The organism is Geminocystis sp. NIES-3709 (assembly GCF_001548115.1).
Classification (GTDB): Bacteria; Cyanobacteriota; Cyanobacteriia; order Cyanobacteriales; family Cyanobacteriaceae; genus Geminocystis.
In genome coordinates this window covers 2,997,561-3,017,174 of sequence record NZ_AP014821.1, presented here as the reverse complement: position 1 = coordinate 3,017,174, position 19,614 = coordinate 2,997,561, and the positions used below count along the sequence as shown (strand labels likewise).

Genomic DNA, 19,614 nt, shown 5'->3' with positions numbered 1-19,614 from the left:
TTTTTGAAAAGTAAAAATTAAAATTTCTTATATGACCGTAATAATAACATTAAAAACTTAATTGACACCATAAAGTTTTTGTAAAGTTTTAAGTAATAATACTTAAATCAATAAAAACACATTTTCTAAAATAAAACTTAAACAGTAGATCTTCGTAATGAGTATATTTCTTGAAGTAAGGTATTTTGTCATAAAATTTTGACAGAATTATCCTCAGATACTACATAATTTAAGTTATTGGTAATTGAAATGATTACGAAATGAGTATTATTTCTTTAACATAGTATTTATACTTAAGTGAAAATCAAATTCATTTCTGAGTATTAGCTGATTTAGATGTAAGAAATCTTGTGATTAACAAAGGGTTTGGGAATAGTAATTAAAACTTATCTGACTTAGCAATAGAATACTATTTCAACTTAGCTCTGCTACAGTTACTTGATCTAATAAAGTTTGGTTGGTTAATAGGTCTTCTACGGTAATTTTAAGAGATCTTTGTTCATCGACACTAAAGAATATTTTGATTCGATCGACTCCGGGGTTGCCTTTAGGATTTAATTGGGCAATGGTTTTTCCTTTCTCTGTATCGTTGAGGGGTTGAACTTTTTTTTCTCCTGATGTGATGTTACGGGTTATCAATCGATCGCCATCGAAATATACTTCAGTACTGGTGTTTTGTTCTCCTAACTCTCCGATGATTAATTCAATACTGGGTTGATTTTCTATGGATGCACCCAAAGTCAATTCTATGGGGTTTGTCATAGGATAAGGTTGTCCAGTGGGGATAATTGTATGCCAATCGTGACGTTTTTGACGACGATTCCAATAACGGATACCGTAGCTGTGATAAAGAAAATCTTTGACTTGTAACCCTTGTTCTAATTTTAATGCACCTAAAGCAATGGCAGAAAAAGGTCGATCGTTTTTAATTTTTTCAACGGGAAAATATTTTTGTAGCCAATTTTGTACCGATGGAATTTGTCCACTACCGCCGACTAATAAAACTTTGTCAATGTAAAAAGTATCTATACCATTTCTTTTTGCCTGTTGTAAGACGTTTTCCATTAATTGGTCTAATTTGTCAAAAAATTGGTTTTCGGTCAATATTTGCTCAAATTTTGTTCTGTCTAGTCGTAAATCGTAAGTCTCTAGGGTACGATCGTTAAAAAATACTTCTTGAGCGGATTCTTGAGTCGATAGTTGAATTTTTAATCTTTCTGCTAATCGATTGGTAAGGGATGATTTTACTATTCCTTGATTATTATGAAAATAGTCCAATATCCAATTATCAAGATCACAACCTCCTAAATTTGTTCCTGCTTTAGCAATCACTTTAGCTAATTTGGTTTTTTGGGCTGAACTTTCTCCAAGTAATTTTTCCCCCCATTTCAAGATAAAACCCTGAGGTTGACGGTTTTTGCCTAAGTCTAATTCTACTAAGGAAAAATCGATCGTGCCTCCCCCAAAATCCACTACAAGAAGGCAATCATCGTTTTGAGAACTATAACCCAAAGCGGCGGCAGTAGGTTCATCTAATATTCTTACTTGATTAATATTCCACTGTTGACAAATTCCTGTTAACCAATGACGATAATTTTCAAAACTATCCACAGGTACAGTAATAATTAAACTATCGGGAGTTTCTCCCAATTCCTTTAAAATACCATTGAAAAACCATTGTCCAATTTGCTCAAAGGTAATATTTCGATCGTCTAATTGAGGTAAAAATCCTTGAATCTGTGCACCTATTCCGCGCTTAAAGTTACGAAAATAGCGAGGATTATTACTAACATCTAAGCCTTTATCTCTAACTTTTTGTCCAATAATAATAGTTTCTTCTTGGGCGTTACTGACATATACTAAACTGGGAATTAACGGAGGATTATTTTGAGCAATACTAGGCAATTTAATAATTTCTCCTTCACCTGTATTGGAGTTAAGTCGGGTAATGACAGTATTACTTGTCCCAAAGTCAATGGCGATCGTCATTTAATAAATTAAAAGTGAGGATTTTCTAATGACTAATTATAACCTGACGTTACGCAACCTTGAGCGATCGTAACTTATTCATGGTTTCTTGAAGTGCTTTAATGTAAATAGGACTTCTCAAAGCAAAATGATTCATCTTAATGTTTAATTTTTAGACATTCTAATTGAAATGCTGTATATATTGGCATAAAAATATGATTACATTGAGTCCGAATACATTTCGTTGGTGAATTTGCCAAACTTGTATTAAACATCTCCAGAAATTAGGGAGCAGGGAGCAGAGAAAAATAATCTTAATTTTATTATTTCTTTATAAGAATTGATTTTATTTTTAATTCTTGGAGAGGTCTAATGTACAATTGACAATGAATAGATCAATTATCATAAGTTTGTAGAGAAGGCATTGGTTTCTTTAAACCCTGAAAACAAACTACGATCGTTAAATTATCACAATATCAGCATTAGTCAAGGCTAAACCAGTATTTAAAGTAGCAATTTGCACCGCAGTCGTTGCACCGCTACCATCCACATCAAAGAATAAACCACCATTACTAGAATTATAAATAAATCGATGAGCAGAAGTAGTAGCCGATGTACCTAGTTCAAACTGAGTTGATAGTAATGTACCAACTGCTAAACTACCGCCAAAACCGCTACGAGAAACCTGAATAGTGTCATCAGTGACGTTGAAATCAGTAATAAGATCGAGCCTTTCAGAGGTAGAGTTAAAGCGGAATGAATCTAAACCAGTGCCACCAGTGAGAGTATCGTTACCGTCACCTCCACTAAGGCTATTATTACCACTGTTACCTGTAATGATGTTATTTAAAGTATTACCTGTAGCGATAGTTCCTGTACCATTTAACAAAGTCAGATTTTCCACATTATCACCAAGGGTATAGTTAATGGCACTATTAACTAAATCTGTACCTTCACTAGTTAACTCTGTGACGACATCTAACGGTACTTTGAAAAATTTTGGTGCAAAAATAGCTTCAAATACAGTCAGAGTAAGAGATTTAGGTAAACGTCATAAAAACGGCTGAAACTCTTGGTATAAAAGGAAAAGTTATCGATCTATGTAAAATCTTTGATTTATAACGATTTGAGACTCATAGTTTAATATTTTTAGTTTAAGTCCCGCTAAACTGCTACCCACAGTATAGCGATCATTGCCTACACCCCCTGTCATGGTATCATCTCCGTCACTCCCTAAAATACGATCGTTCCCATTACCACCATTGAGGCTATCGTTTCCATCGCCACCGGTGAGAGTATCGTTACCGTCTAAACCACTGAGGTTATTATTGCCCGTGTTACCCGTGATAACATTATCGAGAGTATTACCTGTACCTGTGGTAGCTGTACCACTTAACAGCGTTAGATTTTCTACATTACTACCAAGGGTATAGTTAATGGCACTATTAACTAAATCTGTACCTTCACTAACTAACTCTGTGACTACATCTAAACTGCTACTCACAGTATAGTTATCATTGCCTACACCACCAATCATGGTATCATCTCCGTCACTTCCTGAAATACTATCATTACCATCTAAACCACTGAGGTTATTATTGCCCGTGTTACCCGTGATCACGTTATCGAGAGTATTACCTGTACCAGTAGTCGCTGTACCACTTAACAAAGTCAGATTTTCTACATTACTACCGAGGGTATAGTTAATGGCACTATTAACTAAATCTGTACCTTCACGAGTTAACTCCATGACTACATCTAAACTGCTACCAACACTATAGCTATCATTGCCTACACCACCAATCATCATATCATCTCCCTCACTACCGGTGATACTATCATTCCCATCTCCACCTTCTAAAGTATCATTCCCGGCTTCACCGTATAAGTAATCATTACCTGCTTCACCAAGAATACTATCATTCCCGTTACCCCCAACTAAACCGTTCGAGAAAAAATAGTAACTATCATCATTACCGGCACCACCAAGAATGACATCATCACCACCCCCACCATCTACACCATCGTTTCCGGAACCTCCTTGTATCGTATCATTGCCTCCATTGCCCCAAATTATTGAATTACCTGTACCGGCACTGAGGTTGATGTTATCATTGCTATTGTTGGTAGTAACATAGAAACTTTCTATATTTTTGAAGACTATACCATTGGATACGGTACCGTTACCGCTATCAGTATAGTTAATGGTAATGGGAGTGTTTTCACCTAACAAATACAAATTCATGTATATGTCATCAATACCTAAACCACCATCGACGCTATCTATTCCTGTACCAAGGATAAGATAATCGTCTCCATCCCCACCATCTAAGGTATCATTTCCGGCTTCACCGTCTAAGTAATCATTACCTGCTTCACCAAGAATACTATCATTCCCGTTACCCCCAACTAAACCGAAGTAGCTATCATCATTACCGGCACCACCAAGAATGACATCATCTCCATCCCCTCCATTTATACTAGCGCTTCCATCCCCTCCATCTAAGGTATCATTCCCCACTTCACCAAGAATAATATCATTTCCCGCTTCGCCAAGAATACGATCGTTCCCGTTACCACCAGCTAAATATCCAAACCCCTCACCACCAAGAATACTATCATCTCCATCCCCTCCATTTATACTAGCACTTCCATCCCCTCCATCTAAGGTATCATTACCGGTTAAGCCATCTAAGGTATCATCCCCCGCTTCACCAAGAATAACATCATCACCTTCCGCTCCATCTACATCATCGTTTCCATCCCCTCCATTTAAAGTATCATTACCGGTGAAGCCGTATAATTCATCATTCCCCGTTTCACCAAGAATACTATCATCTCCATCCCTTCCATTTATACGATCGCTTCCATCCCCTCCTTGTATTGTATCATTGCCGCCAGTATCATACACGTGTGAATTACTGGTAGCGGCACTCAAGTTGATGTTATCATTGCCACTGCCTGTAGTGACATCAAAACTTTCTATATTTTTGAAGACTGTACCATTGGATACTGTACCGTTACTGGTATCAGTATAGGTAATGGTAATGGGAGTGTTTTCACCTAACAAGTACAAATACATTCTATCACTACCTAAACCACCATCTACGCTATCTACTTCACTATCGGGGATAAGATAATCGTCTCCATCTCCACCATCTAAGGTATCATTCCCTGCTCCACCATCTAAGGTATCATTCCCTGCTTCACCACGAATGACATCATCACCATACCTTCCATATACAAGATCGATTCCATCTTTACCATCTAAGGTATCATTACCATACCCTCCATCTACATAATTGCTTCCGGAACCTCCTTGTATCGTATCATTGCCACCATTGCCCAAAATTATTGAATTTGTAGAGGCACTGAGGTTGATATTATCATTGCCACTGCCTGTAGTAACATAAAAACTTTCTATATTTTTGAAGACTGTACCATTGGATACTGTACCGTTACTGGTATCAGTATAGGTAATGGTAATGGGAGTGGTTTCACTTGACAAGTTCCACTCCATTCTATCACTACCTAAACCACCATCTACGCTATCTACTCCAAAACCGGGGTTAAGATAATCGTTTCCATCTCCACCACCTAAGGTATCATTCCCGGCTTCACCGTATAACTGATCATCACCAGTTTCGCCAAAGATACGATCGTTCCCGTTACCCCCAGCTAAACCGTATCTATTAGCATCAATGTAGCCATTATCATCCCCCGCACCACCACGAATGACATCATCACCATCCCCTCCATCTACACGATCGTTTCCATCTCCACCACCTAAGGTATCATTCCCGGCTTCACCGTATAACTGATCATCACCAGCTTCGCCAAAGATATGATCGTTCCCGTTACCCCCAGCTAAACCGTATCTATTAGCATCAATGTAGCCATTATCATCCCCCGCACCACCACGAATGACATCATCACCATCCCCTCCATCTACACGATCGTTTCCATCTCCACCACCTAAGGTATCATTTCCTCCTAAACCTAGAATAACATCATTTCCAGAAGTTCCCGTAATATTGTCATTTCCGGCAGTTCCAGTAAAATTCGCCATCTCCACAGCGATCGTCTGTCCATCAACTAGAATTATCCCTGTATCATCTTCTGCTTGTAACTGTTGTAATTGCGATTCCGACAGACTTTCCCCTAACACTAATGAAGCAAAAATCGCTCCTTCATCACCTTGAGTATCCTTCGTATTGATTACACTATCAATTTTATGTCCAATTTCTTCTAGTAAAACACGGATCAGAGAATTGGTGTTGTTTTCTGTCAATAAAGCACTGGAGAGATAAATGGTGTTGGTTTGTGTGGAGAATGCACCGTTAGCACCATTTAACTGTTCTGGGGTTAATATTTTTATCGGTGGAATAATCGTAAAATCTTGATTAAGCCATGGTTGTAAGATAGAATTTAAGGCGGTTCGATCAAATTCCTCACCAAAAGCTAAATATGTATTACCCTCTCTAGACATAATGTCTTCTGACCAACTACCTAAAAGTTGTTGCACTTGGGTAAGAGAAGCCGTTAAAATACTAGAAACCCCGTAATGATTGATAGTCATAACTTTTAATTTCTTATTTGTAACATCTTAAAAAAATCTTAATATAAAAAAAAAAGAGCATACCTATGCCTATAATATTATAGGATAATAGTTTATACAATAGACTTCCCCAATAATTTGGAAAACTTTGATAAGCCTCACAGCATCTGATAATCTCTCATTATTATTTGAAATAACTATAATTTTTGTTTTGAAGAAATCATAATCTGGATGTGATTCTGAATCCTGCGTGTTGATAAAAATAAGGACGAAACCAGTTGCGATAATAAGGTGTTGCCTCATAACCGTTGGTTGCCCAGGATCCACCAATAAGCATATAATGACGATTATCGAAAAAAGTTGCAGAATAATCTGGGTATAAATAATGAGGCTTAAAGCCTGATAAAGGGGTAAAAATATCTTCTAACCATTCCCACACATTTCCTCTTAAGTCGTAAATACCTTGAGGATTTTTTGCAATTTCTAAACTACCCACAGGATGAGGGGAAATAAATTTAAAATTGAGGTTATAGTCATTAACGTTATCATCGCTTTTTTGTTGAAGAAATTGCCATTGTGCTTCACTCATTAACTGATATTTTTTTCCTGATTTTTTCGATAGATAATGACAATAAGCATTAGCTTCGTGGCGATTTACTTCTACTGGAAAATCTAAAGGTAAATCAATTTCATCAAACATTAAACGATAAGTATAATTATTTTCAGATTTTCGCCAAAATTTAGGATAAATTACGTTATTTTCATGTTTCCACTGCCATGCTATTTCATCCCAATAATCTTGATTATCATAACCTTTGTTATTAACAAATTCTAAAAATTCGCCGTTAGTAATCATATATTTACTAACTTCAAAGGGATTAACTATCACTTCTCTTTCGCCAAAATCAATATCCCAACCGTAAAGATTATCGTCTTTTTTCTTTCCCAATGTTACTATGCCTCCTTCTATTTTTATCATCTCGTTTTGAGGCGGTTTTCCTTGAGACTTTGCATAATTCCATTGACTTGGTTTCGTTACTAATTCTAACGACAGTTGTCGAATCAACATCGACGAAGTTTCGATATGTATCCTTTGATGTTCGATACTCATGACTATTCCCCACCAAACACTATCGGGAGTTATGGGTAAAGTCAGGGGAGTTTTTTCGATGATATTAATAACTGTTTCATAGGCTTGGTGACGATAATGCCATAATTGTTCTACTTTTGCCCATTCTACAGAGGCAATAGCTTGTTGTAACTCTTTTGGTGTTTCTGGATCTACTCCCATTTCATATAATTTTTCATAGTCTGGATTAATTCGTTGATTGTCTTTTAATAAGCCAAGAATAACTAATTTATTAATATAAAAAACCGCAGAATGTCCTAAATAAAAAATAAGAGGATTGCGTAAAGAGTCGGGATTTTGATAAAATGTTTCAGGATTAAGAATACTTTTAAATAATAAATCTTCTGTTTCCCAAGAGTCCTTTAAATAATTAATAATATCTATTTTACTGCACTTATTTAATAGTAAATATTTATGACTGTTAGTTAATAGCATAATTGTTAGTTAGTAGATTAATATTTATTGACAAAGTTGAGTTAAAATTAATCCAAAATATTTATTTTCATCAGTCCAATATTTGATAGTTTTTAATTGGTGATTTGCTAAAAATTCTTGCATTTGATTTAAGTTAAATTTTCGAGAAATTTCCGTTAAAACTGGCTCATTTTCTTTAAAATTGATGTTTAAATCTAATTTATCTAATCTGACTTTATGATATTTTTGAGCGTATAAATACATCTCAATTTGTTGCTTTTCTTGATTATAAATAGCTTGATGTTTAAATAAATTTATGTCAAAATTTCCGTCAAAACAACGGTTAATATGACATAACATATTCAGGTTAAATGCTGCGGTTATACCTTGACTATCGTTATAAGCATTTTCCAAAATATCCACAGGTTTTTGTAAGTCGATGCCTAATAGAAAATAATCTCCCACTGTTAATATATCTCTGACTTCATTGAAAAGCAGATCACTTTGTTGATGAGTAAAATTACCTAATGTACTTCCTAAAAAAATAATCATCCGTTGGGATAAAGAAGAGGAAGGAAGTTGTAATAAAGCCTGTTCATAAGTTCCCACTAAACCTAAAATGGACAGATTATCATATTCTTCATGCAATTGTAAGGCAGTATTTTTGAGAATTTCGCTACTAACATCGATCGGTACATATTGCCAAGGTTTACCTAAACTATCATAAGCAGATAATAGCAGACGGGTTTTCGTTGAGCTACCACTACCTAATTCCACTAATTCGCAAATCCCTGTGATGTCAGCAATTTCCTTACTAGCGGTAGTTAAAATACTTGTTTCGGTACGGGTAGGATAATATTCAGGTAAGTCACAAATTTTTTCAAATAATTCTGAACCAAGGCGATCGTAAAAATATTTTGATGGTAAACTTTTTGGTATGCTAATTAATCCTTGAATAACATCCGCACCTTCATCGTTAGTAAGAGAAAAATTCTCCAGATATTTGATGTCTATTTTTTTATCTTGGTTAGTAATCAACATAATTAATTTGGTAATGAATGATTGTATTTAGGAATACAAATTTTGAAAGTTAAATTCCTACAATCCTATCATTAGAATAATATTTTTGCCAAAAAAAAATCACATATCTTTGTCTGTGTCAAATTTTTTTTGAGCCTTTTGGACGACCTCATTTTCTTTTTTTCACTGTTGCCAGTAAAATTTAATCAACAGTTGTCTTAACATCAAGTTTTATTTACCTTCTTCATTTTTGTGCAATTGAAGCAATGGAGAAAATAGTCGAAATAATCCCTAATGGTAACTTATTTACTAATATTTATAAAAATATACTCGGTCTAAAATTATTAACAGATGAGGCTTATAAAAATCATAAAAATAACCAAGTAAATGTTTTTAACTATTTTAAACAAGATTTTTTTAACCATCAATTACAGAAGAAAAATATAATAAAATTAAGATATTATGATACTAGAAAAAATGGAGAAAGTTATAGAAAGTCAAGGATAAATATTGACGAGTAGAGTAGGTGATAAAATGAAAAAACAGATTAATTGGATGAATGTTCAAGCTCAAGAAAATATTTATATTTCTTGTGAAAATGACAGGTTTATAAAAAATATACCTCTTGATTTTAGCAAGACACTATTGGCAAATGCGTAACCAAGTTGTTTATACCCTCAGAAAATAAAATTGGTTTTCAAATCTTTAGTATTCCATTCTTCAATTATGGGGATAAATATGGATTGCTAACCAAATACAATTCCTAGAAGTTGTCAAGACTTGATGAGGAGTTTGAGCAGAAATAAAGAGATAATCCCATGCTTTCAGGTTAACAATATCATCATTAATTTTTAACTGTGCTTCTCCCTCAATTAATATTACCCATTCGTCTTGTTCTTGATTATAAACTTTATTATCGGGGCGATCGCTACTAACAATTCTTTCAATGACAACGTTACGATAGTTTAATAGTTCGGAGAAATCTTCTTCCTCAACCAGAAAAGGAATATTATGGAATAAATTTTCAGGATTAATCATGATGGAAAAGGAACAACCACTTAAAAACTCTCAAAGAATAAAATTTCCTTGTAACTGTTTTAACAAGTAACACATATATTATCTTACCTAGTATAGTAGATAACGAGTTGATTAGGACGTTTTGAGATTCCTCTCTATGCTCGGAATGACAAAGATTTTGAGAATGTCTTAACTAACCCGTTTATTGCTATATCATCAGTTTTAGCAGTGGTCAGACGAATACAAATTGAAGAATTAAGCAAAGCAATTGATGGACTAACAGACGTAATCAAAGAGCATTTTCATAAAGATTTTCTGGGGATTTCAGCAATTGTATAGCTTTTCAAGGTTCTTGGAATTATCAGTTTTTATACAACAGATGGCTAGAAAGTATATCAATAATAGACTTCTTCGATTGTTAATGAGGAATTTAAAAGTTGAAAAATGGGGTTTTTTATTTTTCTGAAACTCCTCATTTCAATTTATCGATCGATCCGACAAAACCTAATTATTTTTTTCTTTCCAACTACCATGTAATCCATAGGGAATATGTTGTTTTAAGTGTAAAGTGGCAATTGGTTGACTAATGTTCTTACCATCAAAGATGACTAAATCGGAACGGTGATAAGTAGAATCATAAACCAAAGTCAATACCCAGCCATCATCCTCTGATTCGGGATTTTTTTTAGGTATAAATACTGGTTCACCAGTAAAACCTTTTGGAGCAAAAGAATATAATTGTTCTTGCTTAGTAATTAAGTCTAATTTTAGCAGGGCTTGTAAAGGTGCATTTTTTGTCGGATGATCACTAGCACCAATAAAAATATAGCGATAGTTTCGTCCTACATTTTCCGAATTAATAGAAGGAAATTCAACACAACGTGGGTTAATTAACTCTTTGATAACTTGTTTCGTTGTCAAATTAAGTTTAAACCGCCATAGTTGCCCTGGTGCAAGTTTATCGAAATCTACCTCTTTATAGCTACTCTTTGGATCAATTTGGCTAAGTTGAGAATAACAGATAGAGTCTATAATTATTTCGGTATTGTTAACTTCAAAAGCATTGCTATGATGAAAAATAAATCCCGCTTCAACTTCTAAGGTTATAATCTGATCATGAGGTGTATTACGAGGTATTAAAATAATTTTAGTTGGTTTATTACTTTCAAAGTTAACACATTCTCCAGCTCCCCGAAGACCAAAAATAAAAGGCAAAGGGTTATAAGTGGTTGGGTTTTGAAAAAATATGCAATAGTTAGGTGTAATGACAAAATCGTGAATAAACGAAAATCCTTTTGTTATATGACTATATCGATCGATAATTTTCCCTAATTCGTCAAATTCATATACAGTGATAGTACTAGAAAGTCCGGGTTTAATCCCAAAATTAACTAAAGAAGGTTTACCATGATTGAATAAAGATTGACGATCGATTCTTGGATGTGCGCTAAAAACATCTTCTTGTTGTAAAGTACCCTCTAAATTATCTAGCCCGATCGTTTCTAAATTTTCAGGGTTAAGAGAATAAGGTTGTGCAGCCTCCCATAAGGCTAATAATTTGTTTCCCCAATAGATAACATTCGTATTAGCGATATTTTTTACCCGAATATCAAATAAATTGGCTAACCATCCCCCCGGTTTTTGACTGCCAAATACGCCACGGTAAAGCATTTTACCAGCTTTGTGTTCTTCTATATATTCTCTTGTTTTAACAAAGCGATTGCGGAAAAAACATTGCCCATTATCAAAACTAAAAGAACAAATCATGCCATCACCGTCAAAAGGATGTTGTAAGGGTGTATCATAAATTTCCAACAATCCCGGACCATTACGATATAGTGTCCCTGATAAATCTACAGGTATTTCTCCTTCTATATTATCAATAATATATTCTGATTCTTGAGGTTGAGATTCATAACCTTGTCGCCAATCTGATAATGAATATGAGTAAGAAAGTTTTTCTAACGATCGCATAATATTGCTTAAAATAAATTAATATTTATTTATAATTCTTTACTGATCATTATATATCAACTGTTTTGTGTTTTCTTTTACCGAATCTTCATTTCTTTTTTTTTTGTGATTTTTTCCCACTAACTCCCCCTTTTTTCAATAAGTCATAGTAACTTTGCTCAGAGGCGAAAACTACAGAATATCTATTTAATATTTCCTGTTCTAATAACTCCCGTGTAATGCCGTTTTGTGTTTCTATCCATCTAATAATTTCTGTTTGTTGTTCTACAGATAAGTAACTTTTACTACCTTTATATTTTAATTTTAATCCTTCAGTTCCTTTTCTACTAAATTCGCCTTTCCATTTACTGATAAAACTTTGTGAACAAGACAATAATTCTTGTATTCTCTTATAATTTACTCCTTGTATCTGCATTTTTACGGCGATCGCTCTTTTGATTTCTCTGGAATCATTTGCTTTATTAATAAAATCATCTAGTTCTTCTAAAATTGACATTTGCAACTCTTTATATTCAATCTTTTTAAATTATATAGTTTATGATAAGTCATTTAGAATAATTATATTTAGGCTTTACTAAAAAAGTTTTTTGGTGAGGGTAGGAGATAGGAGAAATACTGATAAATCAAGAACTGATTGTTGGCATTAATAATAAATAACCTCCGTTCGACATAAAATTATCGGTAAAAAGAAGGAAAAGGAAAGAGGAAAAAGTAACAAAAATTGATTTTAACACTCGTAAAATTGGTTTTTCCCGTTTTTTTTGATAGTATTATTGTTCTGACATAAAATCTGAGTTATACTTAATTAATACTAAATTTACAAGAGTTTTGATAAATAATTTATGTTAAATAGATTTCTTTTATCTCATAATTACAGTATTACAGAAGATATAGCCCCTCCATTATCAAGGGAAAAATTTTGTCAAGGGTTTAAAAATAACTTGCCTAATAATTGGGAAGTAAATCAAATTGATCATCCTCATTGGATTTGTGAAATTAAAACAAAGGAAACTCCTGAGATTGTAAGCAATATGTTAGTTAAGGTTTTGGTCAATTTTCGTGAAATAGAGTTAGGGGAAAAATTGCCTTACCGTGTATTAGCTTTGGGGGGGATAAAAAATACTCCCGCTAATACTTCCAGCCCTAATTCGTTAGACTTTGGTGATTGGGGAGTAGATGTGGTAGAAACTTTGTCGCCAGAGGAATTTTTAAAATCAATCAATTGGGATACTTTAATATCTGGACGTTCTGAACATGAAATATTTAAGGTTTTATCGGTATAATTTCCATAACTTAACCAACAGTATTTAATTTTACTGTTTCTGGAGATCTTTCCCAATGGCTTAAGGCGATCGCATTTACACTATTACCAATAAGATTAATCACGGTTTTAAATCCGTCTGTTAATCGATCGACTCCTGCCACGATCGCAATTCCCTCTAAAGGTAATCCTGAAGCTGACAATACTGTCGCCATAGTAATTAAAGCCGATCCGGGTACTCCGGGCGTACTGAAAGATACTAACAAACTACTAAGAGCAACGGCGGTAATTAGAGAAGTCGTCATGGGTACATGATAAATTTGAGCAATGAAAAGAGCATTAAAACCCTGTAAAATTGCCGCACCATCTCGTTTTAAAGCTGTACCAAGAGGAATGGCAAAACTGGCAATATCTTCACTTAGTCCATATTTCTCTTGAATATTTTGTAGTAATACAGGTAAAGCGGCATTAGAACTAGCTGTACCAAATGCTAAAATTAACGCTTCACCAATACTACTAAAAAATTTACCCGGTTGTTCTTTGAGAAGGACTAAAATAATCACATAAAAACCTGTCATCAATAAAGTTGCAAAGAGTAAGCCTAATACATAAGCCAACAACTTAACTATTAAACCAATGCCCTGGGTAGCAATCACGGAAGTAATTAAAGCAAAAACTCCTAAAGGTGCGGTGTAGAGAATGATTGATAAGGCTTTTTCACTAATAGCATAAATACTTTCCATTAAACTTATAAAAGGCTTGGATTTTTCTCCTGCTAGTTGAATGCCTACGGTAAAAATTCCTGCTGAAAAAATAATTTGAAGTAGATTACCCTCACTTAAAGCCTGAAGGGGATTAATAGGAATAAGACTAACGAGCCAATCAATTAAGGATGGGGTTTCTGAGGCGATCGAAGTTTCTGGAATTTCAAAACCTGTCAGTCCGCTTCCGGGTTGCAAAAACCATGCGACTCCCATACCAATAGATAAAGAAATAGCTGTTGTTACCAAATAACTACTTAATAATTTAGCAGTATAACGACCTACCTGAGAAGCATTTTGAATACGAGAAAACCCTAGAATTAGGGATGAAAATACGATCGGCACGACTAAAAACTGTATTAGACGCAAAAAAGATTCTCCTACAGGAAGGAAAAAATATAGATCCAAATTACCGACACTAGCGGGAAATGTAGTGTTAAGAAATGTGCCAAAGCCAATACCAATTGCTAAAGCAATGAGGATAAATGTAGATAGACTCATGATTTATGTTTCACAAAATATTTCCATGATCAATGATTGTACTTGGGCAATTTGTAGCAAATTTATCAAACTTTAAAACAATTAATTTGCAAGAAAAGAGAGAATTCAACTCTCCATTGTAACGGGTAATGTAACAGTAACTGTTGTTCCTCGATCGATGGCACTTTCCAGATTAATATTACCTCCATGTAAATCAACACATTTTTTTACCACCACTAAACCCAATCCTGTACCAGTAAGATGACGTACATTTAAACCTCGATAAAAAGGCTCAAATATTTCTGTTTGATCTTCTGGAGAAATACCAAAACCCGAATCTTGAACTTGTATTTCAATATATTTACTGTAAAATTTCAAATATAAATGGATTTTGTCTCCTTGAGGGGAATACTTAATCGCATTAGAAAGTAAATTAGCTAAGATCGATCGTAATAATTTTTCATCTAAAGAAGGATTAATTCTCTTTCCTTTACAAAAAAATTCAAGTTGATGTTCTGTACCAGTACTAAGTTTAATTTCTTCTATAAATTGACGACAAAAAGTTTCTAATGCTAAAGGTTTTGGGTTAAATTCCAAATTTCCCGTCTCTGCACGATTAATCGTCAAAATATCATCCAAAAGTTGAACCATATTTTTTACTGAATTTTGGATACGATACAAATTGCGTAGTTGTTTTTCGGGATTTTCTGAATTAGCAGAAGCATTTTCTAAAACTTGGGCGGCGGCTAAAACTGTACTTAAAGGTGTTCTAAATTCATGGGAAGCCATAGAGAAAAAACGAGTTTTAACAATGTTTAATTCTTTTTCTCTTTCTAAAGCGATACGCACTTCTTCTAATCGTTTTCTTTCGGAAATATCCCGGGAGGTAATAACAATTTTAGCTGTAGGCACGTTATCAATAAATTGTTGAGTAATTGCTTCTAAATTACGCCATCCTCCACTATGATGCTGACAACGAAATTCTACGGGATTAATAACTTTTAAAGTATTTTGAATAGAGTTAATAACGCTTGTTTGAATATTCTTCTTATCATCAGGGTAAATGTAATCAAAAAAGTTTTTTTCAATAAATTGAGTTGTCGTATAGCCTAAAACTGTTTCGACTGAAGGACTTTGATAGTAAATTTTGCCATTACGATCGACAATGGTAATCATATCTAAGGCATTTTCTACAACTTGACGGAATCTTTCTTCACTAAGACGTAATGCTTCTTCATTCTTTTTTCGTTCAGTCGTTTCTCGATGTACAGAAATCCAATGAGTAATAGTATTATTTTGAGATACTACTGGTACGACACTAAATTGTGACCAAAATTCACTACCATCTTTACGATAGTTAATTACTTCAACAGTCACAGGTTGCCATTGAGATAAGGCATTTCGCACTTTATCCAATTCTACACGATTAGTTTTTTCTCCTTGAAGTAAGCGAGGGGTTTTTCCTAAGACTTCTTCGAGGGTGTAACCTGTCATTTTAGTAAAGGCTTCATTGACATATATTATTTCTGGCCCCGGTTCATCAATTGTATCAGCTTTTGTAATAATAATAGAATCATTAGTATTGATAACTACAGATTGAAGTAATCTGACTTGTTCTGCTTGTTTTTTTTGTTCGGTAATATCCGCTACGACTGCGACTATGCCGTTAATTTTCCCTTCTGTATTAGTTATCGGTGCGGCGGAAAAAACAATGTCTATAATTGATCCATCTTTTTTTTGTTGTTTTATTTCTATGCTAGAAGGAGTAATATTTTTGAGAATATTCTCTTTGATAATTTGATATTTTTCGAGATTATTTTTTGATATAGCTGGATTAACACGATCGATTACTTCTTCTGCTTTCCAACCGAATATTTGTTCCGCTGCCGGATTCCAAATTTTAACCTTATCTTCCAAATCAAGGGTAAAAATAGCACGAGGAGAAGCTGAAATTAAAGATTCTAAGGTTTGATTGGTATGACGCAGGGCAATTTCTGTGCGTTGACGTTCAATTATTTCTGCTTTTAGAGATTCGTTACTTAAGGCTAGTTCTTCTGTTCTCTTTTTTACTCTTTCTTCTAATTCTCTATTTAATTGTTGTAATTGAGTATGAAGTTCTGCTTGTTTAATGGCGATGGCAACTTGGGTAGCTAACTGTTTAACTAACTCTATTTCTTTTTCATTCCAAATTCTGACTTTACTACATTGATGGGCGATTAATAAACCCCAAAGATAGGGAGTAGTTTCGATGTCTAATTTTTGTTCAGAAGAGGAAGAATTAACATTAAAATTTTTTTTTCTAATTTCTTGAATAATTGGTACAACTAATTTTGCTTTAACACCAAATTGTTGAATGAAATGGAATAAACATTGACGGATATGACTTTTTTCAACATTATGAACTGCAAGGGTTTTACCTTCAATATATTCTTGATGATATTGTTGCGGAAAAACTTCTTCAGGGAAAGTTTGACCTAAAATTTCAGGGTATGGTGATTTAACATTCTCTGTAATAGCACTACCAGTACCATCATCCCAAATACGATAAATTAAAACTCGATCGACTTGTAAAAATTCTCTTGTTTCTTCAACAGTTGTCGCCAGAATTTCTTCTAATTTAAAGGATTGATGAATTCTTTGGGCTATTTTATTCACTAATCCTTGAAGTAAAAAATAAGACTTGTTCATCAATTATTTATGATCCATTATCTAACATCGTTCATCAAATCTGGTGTAATGACTGCCATTTTCATACCAGTACTGTTTGATAGGATTATTTGGATTATTAAAAACAGCCTTTGCTTGATAAAGAATCACCTTTCGATGATTTCCTCGCCAAACTTTTTTTAAAGGATGAACACAAATAAATTCCCCTCCTAAACTAATAACACATTCTTCAAATCTTTCGATGGTTGAATAGTCAAAAGTTTCCAATATTAAGAATTTGTCAGCAAAAATCAGATGACGACTTCTAATCCAAGTCTGCATTTTTTTACTAGCGATCGGAGGTAACATTGCTATCATTAAAATGAGATGCTTTTATGAAATATCTTGATTGATGATGAAAATGTATAAGGTTTTAGGGTTCAGGTTTTATAAAAGTTTCAATACTTTTGTTATTAATAATTGATTGCTCAAAATGATTAAATATTCCTATTATTTGGTAAATTTTAAAATTTGTTGATTCTTTTATAGTTACTAAAAATTTCCTCAACCAAAAAATTAAAAATACCAAAAATATTTACTGTTTTCTAATATATAAAACCTATGAGTTTTCTAAGATAAAATTTGACTATTTTTCGACAATAGAAACAATTTTTCCACCAATTTTATGTATATTCTGAATCTGTTGAGATAATTGAGAATAACTAACGGTGTAAGTAGTGTTATTTTGTTTAACCAATGGATTTGAACCTGATTGACTAACTACTATATAGAATTTTTTACTGGTATTATTATAAGCCTTAGCAATTCCAGAAGATGTTACCTTAATCTTTTGTGGTAAATTAGTCGCAATAGTCGAAACTAATTGAGCTTTTTTGCCATTATCGCTACTAGCAAATCCACCTAATAATGACACAGTACGATTAAAAACTATATTTTTTATCCCTTTTTGAGTTTTTAGACTACGAGGAAAAGGAACAATATTTTCTCCAAATGTAGAGTTATATTCTTCACTATCAATATAGGAATTTATTTCTGCTATATAACCTTGTTCATTGTAAATTTTAACGTGTTCGGAGATTTCTTCTTGATCTAAAGGTGCTCGTCCTAATAAATGTTTACAATTTAATTCAATAAAACGATAAGGTGAATTAGAATGAAAAAATAAAGATTGATATAATTCTGATTGTGCAATCATTCTCACAAATTCACGGACGGTAATATCACTATTTCTGAGCATGGATTCAGCATTATCTAAACACTGACTTTCCATAATATGAACATTACCCAAAACTTGTTTATAAGCCGATCGAATCACTAATTGTAATTCATCTTCATTATGTTGTGACCACAATTCCACAGGGCTATTGCTTAAAGTTTCTGTTAAAGTTGCCATTTGTCTGATTTATTCCTTTTATTAAACTATCGATCGATTCTCATAATTTATGGTGACTATACAAAGAAATATAAATATTATGAATCGAACTTTACAGAAAATATATCAGATAGGCTGTAAAGAAAAGGGTAATAAAAAAGTAAATAAATCGGAAAGATTATTCAAAATCTAATTTTTGTAACAAAACTTAATATTTCGTTGTATTTTGCAACACTTTATCATAAAATTCGTCATTGGCATTTTTTTATATTATGCAATTATTTTTTCTTAACTTAAATCCTTTTAGCGATGTTTTTTTGTCATGAGAATTCTTTTAGTTGAAGATGATTTTTCTCTCGCTGAAACTTTAGCAGAAGCTCTGACAGATCAACTATATACCGTTGACATTGCTGGAGATGGAGTTTTAGCTTGGGATTATATCAAAGCTGTCGATTATGATTTATTAGTTTTAGATGTTATGTTACCCCGTCTTGATGGTATCAATCTTTGTCAACAACTTCGATCGCAGAATTATCAAATGCCGATTTTGATGATTACCGCCAGAGATACCATCAGTGATAAAATTGTCGGTTTAGATGCGGGGGCTGATGATTATGTAATTAAACCTGTTGACTTAGGAGAGTTATTCGCTCGTATTCGAGCCTTATTAAGAAGGGGAAATATTTCATTACCAACAATATTGGCATGGCATAAATTGGAATTAAATCCCAGTACTTATGAAGTAACGTATAATCATCAACCTCTTAAATTAACTCCTAAAGAGTATTGTATCTTAGAGTTGCTCTTAAGAAATGGTCGGCGAGTACTTAGCCGTCATGCTATGATTGACCATATTTGGTCATTAGAAGATCCACCAGAAGAACATACCGTGAAAGTACATATTCGCAGTTTAAGACAAAAATTAAAAGCTCTAGGAGCTCCAGAAAATTTAATTGAGACAGTTCATGGTATGGGTTATCGTTTAGGATAATA

16 protein-coding genes are annotated in these 19,614 nt (G+C 33.5%); 4 read left to right on the top strand and 12 right to left on the bottom strand.

Features of this window, described 5'->3' with window-relative positions:
- Positions 1-414: 414 nt before the first annotated feature.
- The gene (locus GM3709_RS12930) at positions 415-1,989 is read right to left on the bottom strand and encodes an Hsp70 family protein (RefSeq protein ID WP_066119939.1); all 1,575 of its coding nucleotides are present in this window, start codon (positions 1,987-1,989) and stop codon (positions 415-417) included.
- 439 nt (positions 1,990-2,428) lie between these two features.
- Positions 2,429-2,872 (bottom strand): M10 family metallopeptidase C-terminal domain-containing protein, encoded by a 444-nt coding sequence (locus tag GM3709_RS12925; protein ID WP_231937564.1) that lies wholly within the window; start codon positions 2,870-2,872, stop codon positions 2,429-2,431.
- A 22-nt stretch (positions 2,873-2,894) separates the two neighbouring features.
- Here GM3709_RS12925 and GM3709_RS21485 point away from each other — a divergent pair, with 22 nt between their 5' ends.
- Entirely contained in the window at positions 2,895-3,035 is a 141-nt protein-coding gene (locus GM3709_RS21485) for a hypothetical protein (protein WP_231937563.1), read from the top strand.
- Positions 3,036-3,058: 23 nt separating this feature from the next.
- On the opposite strand, the gene GM3709_RS21790 is transcribed toward GM3709_RS21485, so the two are convergent.
- The 3 genes from GM3709_RS21790 to egtD form a co-directional block, all read right to left on the bottom strand.
- A complete protein-coding gene (locus GM3709_RS21790; RefSeq protein ID WP_066119935.1) occupies positions 3,059-6,547 on the bottom strand; it encodes a calcium-binding protein in 3,489 nt (1,162 codons plus the stop codon).
- A 199-nt stretch (positions 6,548-6,746) separates the two neighbouring features.
- Positions 6,747-8,090, bottom strand: coding sequence for a 5-histidylcysteine sulfoxide synthase (gene ovoA / locus GM3709_RS12915; RefSeq protein ID WP_066119933.1), 1,344 nt, complete (start codon positions 8,088-8,090; stop codon positions 6,747-6,749).
- 24 nt (positions 8,091-8,114) lie between these two features.
- Positions 8,115-9,113 (bottom strand): L-histidine N(alpha)-methyltransferase, encoded by a 999-nt coding sequence (egtD, locus tag GM3709_RS12910; RefSeq protein WP_396229708.1) that lies wholly within the window; start codon positions 9,111-9,113, stop codon positions 8,115-8,117.
- 242 nt (positions 9,114-9,355) lie between these two features.
- Here egtD and GM3709_RS12905 point away from each other — a divergent pair, with 242 nt between their 5' ends.
- Positions 9,356-9,610, top strand: a complete 255-nt coding sequence (locus tag GM3709_RS12905) for a hypothetical protein (RefSeq protein WP_066119930.1) — start codon at positions 9,356-9,358, stop codon at positions 9,608-9,610.
- A 199-nt stretch (positions 9,611-9,809) separates the two neighbouring features.
- Here GM3709_RS12905 and GM3709_RS12900 read toward each other — a convergent pair whose 3' ends face one another.
- From GM3709_RS12900 to GM3709_RS12890, 3 genes are all read right to left on the bottom strand, one after another.
- A complete protein-coding gene (locus GM3709_RS12900; protein ID WP_066119929.1) occupies positions 9,810-10,127 on the bottom strand; it encodes a cupin domain-containing protein in 318 nt (105 codons plus the stop codon).
- A 483-nt stretch (positions 10,128-10,610) separates the two neighbouring features.
- Positions 10,611-12,080 carry a carotenoid oxygenase family protein gene (locus GM3709_RS12895; protein ID WP_066119927.1) on the bottom strand — a complete coding sequence of 490 codons (1,470 nt, stop codon included), beginning with the start codon at positions 12,078-12,080 and terminating at the stop codon, positions 10,611-10,613.
- 88 nt (positions 12,081-12,168) lie between these two features.
- The gene (locus GM3709_RS12890) at positions 12,169-12,576 is read right to left on the bottom strand and encodes a helix-turn-helix domain-containing protein (protein ID WP_066119925.1); all 408 of its coding nucleotides are present in this window, start codon (positions 12,574-12,576) and stop codon (positions 12,169-12,171) included.
- Between the two features lie 346 nt (positions 12,577-12,922).
- Here GM3709_RS12890 and GM3709_RS12885 point away from each other — a divergent pair, with 346 nt between their 5' ends.
- Complete coding sequence (locus GM3709_RS12885) at positions 12,923-13,363, top strand: DUF2656 family protein (RefSeq protein WP_066119923.1); 441 nt, start codon at positions 12,923-12,925, stop codon at positions 13,361-13,363.
- 10 nt (positions 13,364-13,373) lie between these two features.
- On the opposite strand, the gene GM3709_RS12880 is transcribed toward GM3709_RS12885, so the two are convergent.
- The 4 genes from GM3709_RS12880 to GM3709_RS12865 form a co-directional block, all read right to left on the bottom strand.
- Positions 13,374-14,603: a dicarboxylate/amino acid:cation symporter gene (locus GM3709_RS12880; RefSeq protein ID WP_066119921.1), complete on the bottom strand. Its 1,230-nt coding sequence runs from the start codon at positions 14,601-14,603 to the stop codon at positions 13,374-13,376.
- Between the two features lie 105 nt (positions 14,604-14,708).
- Positions 14,709-17,270: a PAS domain S-box protein gene (locus tag GM3709_RS12875; protein ID WP_066119919.1), complete on the bottom strand. Its 2,562-nt coding sequence runs from the start codon at positions 17,268-17,270 to the stop codon at positions 14,709-14,711.
- Positions 17,271-17,291: 21 nt separating this feature from the next.
- Complete coding sequence (locus GM3709_RS12870) at positions 17,292-17,606, bottom strand: CpeR family transcriptional regulator (RefSeq protein WP_231937562.1); 315 nt, start codon at positions 17,604-17,606, stop codon at positions 17,292-17,294.
- Positions 17,607-17,874: 268 nt separating this feature from the next.
- Positions 17,875-18,642: a phycobilisome rod-core linker polypeptide gene (locus GM3709_RS12865; protein WP_066119917.1), complete on the bottom strand. Its 768-nt coding sequence runs from the start codon at positions 18,640-18,642 to the stop codon at positions 17,875-17,877.
- 301 nt (positions 18,643-18,943) lie between these two features.
- Between GM3709_RS12865 and GM3709_RS12860 the strand changes: the two genes are divergently transcribed.
- The gene (locus GM3709_RS12860) at positions 18,944-19,612 is read left to right on the top strand and encodes a response regulator transcription factor (protein ID WP_066119915.1); all 669 of its coding nucleotides are present in this window, start codon (positions 18,944-18,946) and stop codon (positions 19,610-19,612) included.
- Positions 19,613-19,614 lie beyond the last annotated feature (2 nt).